At 68.1% G+C, this 10,235-nt stretch carries 12 protein-coding genes; 6 read left to right on the top strand and 6 right to left on the bottom strand.

What is annotated here, in order from left to right:
• Nucleotides 1-191 precede the first annotated feature (191 nt).
• Nucleotides 192-1,295 carry a hypothetical protein gene (locus tag ACRDPS_RS20125; RefSeq protein ID WP_431503439.1) on the top strand — a complete coding sequence of 368 codons (1,104 nt, stop codon included), beginning with the start codon at nucleotides 192-194 and terminating at the stop codon, nucleotides 1,293-1,295.
• Between the two features lie 41 nt (nucleotides 1,296-1,336).
• A complete protein-coding gene (locus ACRDPS_RS20120) occupies nucleotides 1,337-2,077 on the top strand; it encodes a hypothetical protein (protein ID WP_431503438.1) in 741 nt (246 codons plus the stop codon).
• Here the strand turns inward: ACRDPS_RS20120 and ACRDPS_RS20115 are convergent.
• A complete protein-coding gene (locus tag ACRDPS_RS20115; protein WP_431503437.1) occupies nucleotides 2,074-2,748 on the bottom strand; it encodes a DedA family protein in 675 nt (224 codons plus the stop codon). The two genes, ACRDPS_RS20120 and ACRDPS_RS20115, sit on opposite strands and share 4 nt — an antisense overlap.
• 43 nt (nucleotides 2,749-2,791) lie before the next feature.
• Nucleotides 2,792-3,328, bottom strand: coding sequence for an orotate phosphoribosyltransferase (gene pyrE / locus ACRDPS_RS20110; RefSeq protein WP_431503436.1), 537 nt, complete (start codon nucleotides 3,326-3,328; stop codon nucleotides 2,792-2,794).
• A 99-nt stretch (nucleotides 3,329-3,427) separates the two neighbouring features.
• Between pyrE and ACRDPS_RS20105 the strand changes: the two genes are divergently transcribed.
• Complete coding sequence (locus ACRDPS_RS20105; RefSeq protein WP_431503435.1) at nucleotides 3,428-4,594, top strand: aminotransferase class I/II-fold pyridoxal phosphate-dependent enzyme; 1,167 nt, start codon at nucleotides 3,428-3,430, stop codon at nucleotides 4,592-4,594.
• Here ACRDPS_RS20105 and ACRDPS_RS20100 read toward each other — a convergent pair.
• Nucleotides 4,591-5,343, bottom strand: coding sequence for a DedA family protein (locus tag ACRDPS_RS20100; protein WP_431503434.1), 753 nt, complete (start codon nucleotides 5,341-5,343; stop codon nucleotides 4,591-4,593). The two genes, ACRDPS_RS20105 and ACRDPS_RS20100, sit on opposite strands and share 4 nt — an antisense overlap.
• Before the next feature lie 38 nt (nucleotides 5,344-5,381).
• On the opposite strand from ACRDPS_RS20100, the gene ACRDPS_RS20095 reads away from it, so the two are divergent.
• A complete protein-coding gene (locus ACRDPS_RS20095; RefSeq protein WP_431503433.1) occupies nucleotides 5,382-6,071 on the top strand; it encodes a TrmH family RNA methyltransferase in 690 nt (229 codons plus the stop codon).
• A 93-nt stretch (nucleotides 6,072-6,164) separates the two neighbouring features.
• Here ACRDPS_RS20095 and ACRDPS_RS20090 read toward each other — a convergent pair whose 3' ends face one another.
• From ACRDPS_RS20090 to ACRDPS_RS20080, 3 genes are all read right to left on the bottom strand, one after another.
• A complete protein-coding gene (locus ACRDPS_RS20090) occupies nucleotides 6,165-6,728 on the bottom strand; it encodes a dihydrofolate reductase family protein (RefSeq protein ID WP_431503432.1) in 564 nt (187 codons plus the stop codon).
• Between the two features lie 80 nt (nucleotides 6,729-6,808).
• Nucleotides 6,809-7,300: a SigE family RNA polymerase sigma factor gene (locus tag ACRDPS_RS20085; RefSeq protein WP_431503431.1), complete on the bottom strand. Its 492-nt coding sequence runs from the start codon at nucleotides 7,298-7,300 to the stop codon at nucleotides 6,809-6,811.
• On the bottom strand, nucleotides 7,297-8,469 hold the full coding sequence (locus ACRDPS_RS20080; protein WP_431503430.1) for a hypothetical protein: 1,173 nt from the start codon (nucleotides 8,467-8,469) through the stop codon (nucleotides 7,297-7,299). Before ACRDPS_RS20080 ends, ACRDPS_RS20085 begins: the two co-directional genes overlap by 4 nt.
• 138 nt (nucleotides 8,470-8,607) lie before the next feature.
• Between ACRDPS_RS20080 and fbaA the strand changes: the two genes are divergently transcribed.
• Together fbaA and ACRDPS_RS20070 are read left to right on the top strand one after the other, a co-directional pair.
• Entirely contained in the window at nucleotides 8,608-9,630 is a 1,023-nt protein-coding gene (fbaA, locus tag ACRDPS_RS20075) for a class II fructose-bisphosphate aldolase (RefSeq protein WP_431503429.1), read from the top strand.
• 246 nt (nucleotides 9,631-9,876) lie between these two features.
• Nucleotides 9,877-10,235: hypothetical protein (locus ACRDPS_RS20070; protein ID WP_431503428.1), on the top strand; the 359-nt coding region annotated here is incomplete at its 3' end.

Raw genomic sequence — 10,235 nt, 5'->3', positions numbered from 1 at the left:
TGCAGGGGTGACGCTTCGGCCTGCAGGGGTGACGCTTCGGCCTGCAGGGGTGACGCTTCGGCCTGCAGGGGTGACGTCTCGGCCTGCAGGGGTGACGTCTCGGCCCGAGTGGTGGATTCTCGGGCGCTGGGAGGGGTTTCTCGGCGGGCGGGAGGCGGGGGAGTTGGTGGGGATGAGAAAATGGTCACGACATGTCTGAAACGAAGCTTCCTCGCCCCGGCCAAGCCACCCTCGCCGGTGGGCTCATCGTGCTCGGCTCGCTGCTCTCCGTAGTGGCTGCCTGGGACCAGATCGCCGGTCTGCGCAGCCTCGACACCCGAGAGCGGGTGGAGGAGGTTCTCGCTGAGCCGCCGCTGGCCGGCTCGGGGATCGAGCTCGGCAACATCCTCGACCTCATGCACGTGATGGCGCTGGTCACCGCCGCGATGGCGGCTGCGGCGGTGATCCTCGGCTGGCACGTGCTGCAGCGCAACAAGCAGGCGAGGCTGGCGCTCACCATCATCGCGGCGCCACTCTTCTTCGCCGGTATGTTCGGCGGAGGGTTCTGGTCGACGCTGGCCGCCGTAGCGGTCGTGCTCCTGTGGATGTCGCCGACGCGTGACTGGTTCGACGGGGTCTCGCCGACCAAGCGGGAGGCCACCGGCGGAGGTGACCCGAACGAGGCGTCGTACGTCGCTCCGGCTCCGCCGGAGGTCTCGACAGGCTCGACCACCGGACAAGAGGGCTCGACAGGCTCGACCAGCGACTCGAACGCCGGAGCGGCTCGGCTGTCGGATCGCCAGCCGCCGCCGTGGACCGGACCGGTCGCCGGGGCCAGGACTGCGGCGACCACGCGCCGGCCGGGCGCGGTCATGGCCGCGGCCGCGCTCACCTGGATCGGGTCCGGGTTCACCGCACTGATGATGATCGCCTCGGCAGTCACCGCGACCGCCAACCCCGACCTCATCCTGGAGCAGGTGCGCAAGCAGGCGGAGGGCGACGCGGCGACGCGTGAGATGGCCAAGCTCTACACGACCGACATCATCATCGCCTCGGCCTGGTTCATGGCGGTGATCGTGACGCTGATCTGCATCGCCGCGGCGGTGTTCGCCGTCTTCGCGCTCCGCCGCCGCGCCTGGGCCCGGGTCGCGCTGATGATCACCGCCGGTCTCTCGGGGGTCGCGCTGCTCCTCTTCGCGCTCGCCGTGCTGCCAGCGCTCTTCCTCTCTCTCGCCGCGGTCGCGACCTTCTCGTTCCTGCTGCGCCCGGAGACCGCTGCGTGGTTCCGCACGCGGAGCGAAGGCCCGACGCGATAAAGAACAGCCGGTTGGACCACCGGCCGGATAGGCTCCGCGGCATGTCAGATCAGTACGGCTCCTTCGACAACCCTTATGGCGGCAAGCCGCCGTTCGAGGGTCAGGAGCCGCCGATGCAGCCCCCGCCCCCGACGCCGTACGCAGCACCTCATCCGCCAAGCACGCAGCCGCAAGGTTGGGGCCAGGCTCCGCAGGCGTACGGCCAGGTGCCGCCGGCGTACGGCCAGGTCCCGATGGGACACGCACCGATGGGACACACACCGATGGGCCAGGTCCCGATGGGGCAGCCCCCTGCGTACCTCGGTCCCTACTACCCGCCGAAACAGATCGATCCCGAGGCCCGTCCGGGGACCGTGACGGCGGCCGCGATCATGACGATCGTGGGCGCCGCCCTCGCGCTGCTGCTCACGTTGTTCATGGTTCCGGCGGGGATCTCCGACTACAACGATCCGACGTCCTCGGACAAGGACGTCACGCTGGTGATGGTGATCTGGTTCATCGTCTGCGGCGTGCTGAGCCTGATCGCGATCCCGCTCGGGATCATGGTGCTGTTCCGGTCGAAGGTCGCCCGGATCCTGCTGACCATCACCGGCTCGATCGGCGGCGTGCTCTCGATCTTCGTGGTGCTCTATCCCGCGCTGATCATCGCCGCGCTGGTGATGCTGTACGCAGGCAGGGCAGGTGACTGGTTCGCCCGGCGTACGCCCGGCAATCCCCACCCCTGGCAGCAGCAGCCACCCGCAGCGCCCGGCTTCCAGCCGCCGACGCACCAGAGGTTCTAACCGACGAGCGAGTCGTCCTTGGCGCCGTTGCCGGAGCGACGGATGGTCTTGTAGACGCGGACCGCGATCCAGGCGAGGACGGCGACCGCGACGACGACGATCACGACTTTCTGGAACCGGCCGACGATCGGCTCGACCTTCTCCCAGTTGTCGCCGAGCTGATAGCCGGCGACGACGAAGATGGTGTTCCAGATCGCGGAGCCGACGGTGGTGAGCAGCAGGAACTGCCAGATCGGCATCCGGGTGACACCGGCCGGGACCGAGATCAAGGACCGGAAGATCGGGATGAAGCGGCCGAAGAAGACCGTCCAGGCGCCGTACTTCTCGAAGAACGCCTCGGTCTTCTCCAGGTCGGAGGTCTTGATCAGCGGCAGCTTCTCGCCGACCCAGTAGACCCGGTCGCGGCCGATCAGCGCGCCGACCAGGTAGAGCGCGAGCGCACCGACGACCGAGCCGAGCGTGGTCCAGATCAGTGCCTCGGCGATGGTGAAGCGGCCCTGCGCGGCGGTGAACCCGGCCAGCGGCAGGATGATCTCCGAGGGCAGCGGCGGGAAGAGGTTCTCCAGCGCGATGCCGAGCCCCGCACCCACCGGGCCGAGCTTGTCCATCAGGTCGACCGCCCAGCCGGCGACGCCGGTGAGCTCGTCGGGCTGGCTGGCGGTGAGGATCATGAGGCTCTCTTCGAAGTGTGTGGGTGGGCCAGGCGGCCGAAGCCTATGAGGCTGCGTTGACCGCGTCCAGGTCGGCCCGGGTCAGCACCGACCGGATCTCCAGCTCGACGTCACGCAGCGACTCGCCCGGCGACGGCGACCGGTCGATCGCACACACCACAGTGTCCACGACCGCACCAAGCGGACGGAGCGCGTTGACGGCATCCCGCACCGCCCCGCCACTGGTGATCACGTCCTCGATCAAGGTGACGCGCTTCCCGGAGAAGGACGGACCCTCGGCGAGCTTGGCGGTGCCGTACTCCTTGGCCTTCTTCCGGATGAAGATCGCCGGGATGCCGGTCTTGGCCGACACCATGGTCACGATCGGGATGCCGCCGAGCTCGAGCCCGCCGAGGAGCTCGGTCCCTTCGGGAAGCAGCTCGACCATCCGGGCCGCGACCCGCTCGAGAAGAGCAGGAGAGGCCTCGAAGAGGTATTTGTCGAAGTAGGTGTCGCTGACCTGCCCCGAGCGGAGCGTGAACTCCCCGTGCAGGCGGCAGGTGGCATCGATGTCGGCAGCGAGGGCCTGGTCCGTGGTCACGCCCCTTAGCCTAAGTGGCATGAGTGAGCGCCAGCGAACGACGATAGATGTCAGGCCGCCGCGTCCGTATTCTTCGGTCTGCCCTACGGAGGCGGCGGCATGACGGCACAGCGACTCCAGGGCATCCCGCCGACGATCTTCTCCGAGATGTCGGCCCTGGCCGCCGCCACCGGCGCGGTCAACCTCGGCCAGGGGTTCCCAGACGTGGACGGACCGCCGGAGATCATCAAGGAAGCCGTCGCCGCGCTGGAGAGCGGAAGGAACCAGTACGCCCCCGGGCCGGGCATCCCGGCACTGCGCGAGGCGGTCGCGGCCCACCAGGCGCGCCACTACGACCTCACCTTCGACCCGGCGCGAGAGGTCGTGGTGACCACCGGTGCCACCGAGGGGATCGCGGCGGCCGTCCTCGCCCTGGTCGACCCGGGCGACGAGGTGATCCTCGTCGAGCCCTACTACGACAGCTACCCGGCCATGGTGCAGTTCGCAGGCGGCGTACGTCGCCCGGTGACGCTCAGCCTGGACGCCTCCGCGCCCGGAGGGAGGCTGCCTCGCGAGGCGCTCGAGGCGGCCGTCTCATCGAAGACCAAGGTGCTCCTGCTCAACTCCCCGCACAACCCGACCGGCACCGTGCTCACCCGCGAGGAGCTGGAGACGGTCGCCGCCTTCGCGCGGGACCACGACCTGACGGTCGTCTCCGACGAGGTCTACGAGCACCTCACCTTCGACGAGACCCCACACATCCCGATCGCCACCCTCCCCGGGATGCGCGAGCGCACCCTGACCCTGTCGAGCATCGGCAAGTCCTTCTCCTTCACCGGCTGGAAGGTCGGCTGGGCCACCGGCCCGGAGCACCTGACCCAGGCGCTGATGGCGGCCAAGCAGTGGCTCACGTTCACCTCCGGCGCCCCGTTGCAGCCGGCCGCCGCGTACGCGCTCGAGCACCTGGACCGCTGGCCCAAGGAGCTCGCCCTCGATCTGCAGGGACGGCGCGACCTCCTCTGCGACGGGCTGAAGGCGATCGGGTTGGACGTGACCATCCCCGAAGGCACCTACTTCGCCGTCTCCGACGTCGAGGACCTCGGCTGGACCGACTCGCTCGAGTTCTGCCGGGCGCTGCCCGACCGGGCCGGTGTTGTGGCGATCCCGCTGCAGGGCTTCTACGACACCAAGGCAGGGAAGCACCTGGTCAGGTGGACCTTCACCAAGCAGCGAGATGTGATCGAGGAGGCCCTGGAGCGACTCGGCAACGGCCGTCTGGTTCGTTAGCGGTCGGCTTGGCGCTCGGAGTCGTCGATCTCCTCGGCGTGAGGAGCGCCCATACCGGCGACCTGCGACGACGTACGCCGCCGACGCCACCACTCCACCATCGCGGGCACGAACGCGACCGCGAAGAGCAGCAGGATCAGGTAGTCGATGTTGTCGGCCAGCCAGGGCCAGCGCGCCCCGACGAAGAAGCCGAACAGCGTGACCGCGAGCACCCACAGCGCGCCACCGACGAGACTCCAGAAGTAGAACCGTCGCCGGTCCATGTGGGTGACCCCGGCGACGACGGTGACGTAGGTGCGTACGAAGGCGATGAATCGCCCGATCACCAGCGCCTTGTTGCCGTGCTTGTCGAAGAACTCCCGGGTCTGGTCGAAATGCCTCTTCTTGATGAACCGGCCGTTGCGCTCATAGAGCCGCGGCCCGATCTTGCGACCGATCTCGTAGCCGGTCACGTTGCCGGCGAAGGCGGCGACGAGGAAGAAGAGCATCGCGATCACGATCTCCACACCGGGAGGCCCGGGGAAGATGTCGATCTTGCCGGTCGCGATGAAGATGCCGAGCGCGATCAGCAGGCTGTCACCGGGCAGGAACGGGAAGAAGAGCCCGCACTCGATGAAGATGATGATGAGGCTGATCCAGAAGAGCGGCTCGCCAAAAGTAGCCAGCAGGAAGTCGGGACTCATCCACTCGAGGCCGGCCAGCATCGGCGCTGATACGCCCGCACCTATCACGGACCCCACGGTACCCATAGGTAACAACTCTTGTTGTCGAATAACCTGTCGAATCGATGAACGAGACACCACCGCCCGAAGGCGACCCCAGAGCTCCGTACGACCCGATGCCCCACGGGCAGCCGGAGGTCGGCCTCGGCCCGTGGCAGGGGGATTGGCCCGAGGGTGAGCAGTGGGATGCGGAGCTGTTGGCCAACGGTGACCGCCGCAACGTGGTCGATCGTTACCGTTACTGGACCCTCGAGGCGATCGTGGCCGACCTCGACCGGCGCCGCCACGGCTTTCACGTCGCGATCGAGAACTGGCAGCACGACTTCAACATCGGCACCATCGTCCGCACCGCCAACGCCTTCCTCGCCGCCGAGGTGCACATCGTCGGCAACCGCCGCTGGAACCGTCGCGGCGCGATGGTCACCGACCGCTACCAGCACGTCCACCACCACCCCGACGTGCCCGCGCTCGCCGACTACCTCCATGAACGAGACGTACGCCTTCTCGGCATCGACAACCTGCCCGGCTCGCTCCACCTGGAGACGATGGAGCTGCCGAGGTCGGTCTGCTTCCTGTTCGGGCAGGAGGGTCCGGGACTCTCCGAGCAGGCCCGCGAGAGCGTCGACGGCACCTTCTCGATCGCCCAGTTCGGCTCGACGCGGTCCATCAACGCCTCCGCGGCCGCGGCGATCGCGATGCACTCCTGGGTCGTCCAGCATGCTGATCTGTCCGCCGAGCAGACCTGGCGTGGTTAGCCCCGACACCACCCGCTAAAGTTAACTCCGGGTCGCCCGGATATGTCGCCGTTCATGGTGACGTGGCCTCGGGGCCGGGCGACAGCGGGGTTCTCATCCTCGATCGACAGCGAGCCGGATCTTCACCTGCTGCCCGCTCTGGACGACATCGATGATCCGCATCCGCTTGCTGGTGATGCGCCGGGGGAGCAGCGGCGCACCGGCGCCGAGGGTCACCGGGCAGATCCCCGCGACAACCTCGTCGAGCAGCCCGGCATCGTCGAACTGGCCGACCAGGTCCCCACCGCCGACGAGCCAGATCCCGCCGTCGACGGTGGCCGCGATCTCGTCATAGACCGCCTTCACGTCGCCCCGCACGAAGCGCACATCCGTGCCCTGCGCCTTCGGCAGATCCTCCGCGTGCGTGAAGACCCACACCGGCCGCTCGTCGTAGTACTCCCGCCACTTCTCCGGTCCGGTCAACATCTCCGGGTCGTGGCCGATCATCCAGCGGTACGTCGTCGCGCCCATCACCAGCGCATCCGACTCCGCCATCAGCCGGTCCCAGTCCGTCTCGTCGTCGCCGTGCGGCGTCTCGAAGAGCCAGTCCAGCGAGCTGTTCTCATCGGCGATGTAGCCGTCCAGCGATGTGGCGGTGAAGTAAGTGACCTTGGGCATGGTCCCGACGCTAGGTCCGCCAGGTGCATGCCCGCCCGACCGTTCTTGCTCTGTCTCCGGCTAGGTGGGGCCAGGTCGGGCTAGGTCCGGGAGGCATCCCCCGACTCCAGACAGGCACGCAGCGCGGTCAGGCCGCGGGAGGAGTGGCTCTTCACGGTCCCCTCGCTGATCCGCAGCTCGTGCGCGGTCTCGGCGACCGACAGCTGCAGCCAGTGGCGTAGGACGACCACCTTGCGCTGCATCTCCGGCAGCGCCTGGAGCGCGTCGAAGAGCTCGGACCGCTGCTCGACCTGCTCCGAGGCGCCGGCCCGTTCCGGCAGGTCGCCCGGCCGCTCCCGCCTCCACCACGGTCGCCGGGTCTGGTCGATGTGGGCGCGGACCAGGATCGTCCGGACGTACGCCTCCTCCGACCCGCGCTCGACCCGCCGCCACGCGGCGTACAGCTTCAGCAGCGACGTCTGCACCAGGTCGTCCGCCCGGTGCCAGTCGCCGCACAGTGCGTACGCCACCCGCACCAGGTGCGACCGCCGGGCCGCGACGAACGCGGTGAAGGACTCGTCGTGGTCGCTCATTCCCACCACGGCTCATCTCCGGGACGGGTGTGCTCCTTGACCCTCGCCGCGAACTCCTCGAGCGAGACCGTGGTGCGGTCCTCGGCTCGCGGGGCCGGGAGCAGGGTGTAGGAGAACGCCCAGGAGACGTACTCCTGCTTCGCCGCACCGAGCTTCTCCTGGACCAGGACGTATCGCTCCCGGCCGTCGACGGCGATCCGGGCAGCGGCGGTCTGCGAGGTGCCGGTAGCGAACGAGTGGCCGATGTCGGGGTCGGCGAGCTGGTCGAGGACCTTCACTCCGTCCTCGGTGGGTACGACCTTCGAGCCGCTGAACTCGACCACGTCGGTCTGGGTCGGGTCGATGTGGATGCGATCCGGTCGGTCGGAGGCGGGCTCCGCCTTCTCGATGTCGGCCAGCCAGTCGTCGATGGTCTGACCGGGGATGGCATAGGTGGAGGCATGGTCGTAGCCCATGAAGAAGTCCGACGCGCTGTTCTTCCTGAAGAAGACCCATTCTTCGATGCCATCTCGCTCGACGACCGCCCCGACCGAGTCCCAGGGTGCGTCATAGTCGAACGGGTTCGAGACCTCGCGGACCAGCGTCCAGCCGCTGCCACGGACCTTGACCGTGCCGCCGGCTTCCCAGGCGACCCCTGGCCTGGAGTTGGAGATGTCGTGTGCCCAGGTCTGGAAGCTCTTGGTCGTGCGGGAAGCGTCGGTGAAGATGCCGTTGACATCCAGGAAGTAGGCGTAGATCGTCGTCTTCCCGTCGGTCGCCGCGACCGCCAGCGTGTCGCTGAGGCCCGTGGGTTCCTCGACCCGATCTACCTCCGTCCAACCGTCCTGGAAGGTGACCTCCCCGGTGTCGAAGTCGTACGCCATCGGGGCGTCGTCGCTCAACGGGATGTCGGCCCGGGGCGGCCAGCCCTCATCCGTGGAGGTGGAGTGCGTCGCGATCGGCGGGTCCGGGGTGGCGCTGTCGCGTGAGGGGACGACGACCGCGCCGATCCCGATCACCGCGGCGACCGCGGCGGCGGCTCCTGCGAGGACGGCGATCTGCCGGCGGCGTACGCGCCTCTTCCCCTCGGCCACCAGCGCGGCCGGATCGGGGTGTGTGGGCGGCGGTAGAGGGATCGCCCGCTCGAGGGTGTCCTGCCAGTCCATGATGGCCTCCAAGGTCAGTCTCACCCATGGATACGGATCCGGCCGCGGATCGGTTGTCCTGGTTGATCGATCCAACCGCGGGCGTTGGGCGGGGTGGACCGGGGGCGCATTACGCTGGCCACCAGCGCACCGGTCGAGAAACGGATCTCAAGGAGACCCCAGATGCCCATCGCCACCCCCGAGAAGTACGCCGAGATGCTCGCGACAGCGAAGGAGAAGGGGTTCGCGTTCCCGGCGATCAACGTCTCCTCGTCGCAGACGCTCAACGCGGCACTGGCCGGCTTCGCGGAGGCCGGCTCGGACGGCATCATCCAGATCTCCACCGGCGGCGCGGAGTATCTGTCCGGTCCCACGGTCAAGAACATGGTGACCGGCTCGGTGGCCTTCGCCGCGTACGCGACCGAGGTCGCCAAGTCCTACGACGTCAACATCGCGCTGCACACCGACCACTGCCCCAAGGACAAGCTCGACGGGTTCGTACGTCCCCTCCTCGAGCTCTCCGCCGAGCGCGTCCAGCGCGGCGAGGCGCCGCTGTTCCAGAGCCACATGTGGGACGGCTCCGCGGTGCCGCTGGAGGAGAACCTCGAGATCGCCTCCGAGCTCCTGGCCGTTGCCAAGGCCGCTCACATCGTGCTCGAGATCGAGGTCGGCGTGGTCGGCGGCGAGGAGGACGGCATCGTCGGGGCGATCGACGACAAGCTCTACTCCACCCCCGGGGACGCGATCGCGACCGCCGACGCGCTGGGGGTCGAGGGCTATCTGACCGCGCTCACCTTCGGCAACGTGCACGGTGTCTACAAGCCCGGCAACGTCAAGCTCCGTCCCTCGATCCTCAAGGACGCTCAGGACGCGGTCGTCGCCAAGCTCGGGCTGGCCGCGGGCTCGCGCCCGTTCGACCTGGTCTTCCACGGCGGGTCCGGCTCGAGCGCCGAGGAGATCGCCGAGGCCGTCTCGTACGGCGTGGTCAAGATGAACATCGACACCGACACGCAGTACGCCTACACCCGCCAGGTCGCGGGCCACATGCTGGCCAACTACGAGGGTGTCCTGAAGGTCGACGGCGAGGTCGGAAACAAGAAGGCGTACGATCCGCGTGCCTGGGGCAAGGTGGCCGAGGCCGGCATGGCTGCTCGGGTCGTGGAGGGCGCCCAGCACCTCGGTTCTGCGGGCAACGCCATCCACTGAGCGACACGCCGAATGGGGGCCTATGGTCCCGATTGGGAAAACGTTGTGAAAACGGCATAGCCAACTCGCGCTTATGTCGTTGTGCGGATCATAGGTAAAGCGATTCAATGCCGCCTTGGGTGGACGACGTGCATCGTTCCGTCGGTGCCGCCCCTTTAAGCGTTGATTCTTGGGAGGGACACCCTCGGTATGGAAACCACTGCGCGAAACCGCACAATCGGCGGGATCGTCATAGGCGCGATCATCTTGATCCTGCTTCTCGTCCTGTTCTCCTGCACTGTCAACAGTGACCCGGAGAGCTCGCCGAAGAAAGACCCGTCAACCGGGGAGTCCACGCTCCCCAGTGAACAGGACACACTCGAACCCGACGACAAGCCGTCCGAGTCGGAGTCGGCCGACGAAGAGGCTGACGAGGACGACATCGTCCCGGCCGCCAACACCGGCGTGACCTTCATCCCGGCGGGCAACGTCCCGTCCGGGAGCACCCCGACCTGCGAGCTCGACCCGAGCGCCTGCGGGCCCAACCGCCCGCCGGGTGCCGGCGTGGACATCTGTGAGGTCCGTCCGGATCTCAACGAGTGCCAGCCGCCGCCCCCGCCGACCAC

The organism is Nocardioides sp. (assembly GCF_050699375.1).
Taxonomy (GTDB): Bacteria; Actinomycetota; Actinomycetes; order Propionibacteriales; family Nocardioidaceae; genus Nocardioides.
The sequence above is the reverse complement of the archived record's forward strand: the minus strand, read 5'-3'. Positions and strand labels throughout refer to the sequence as shown.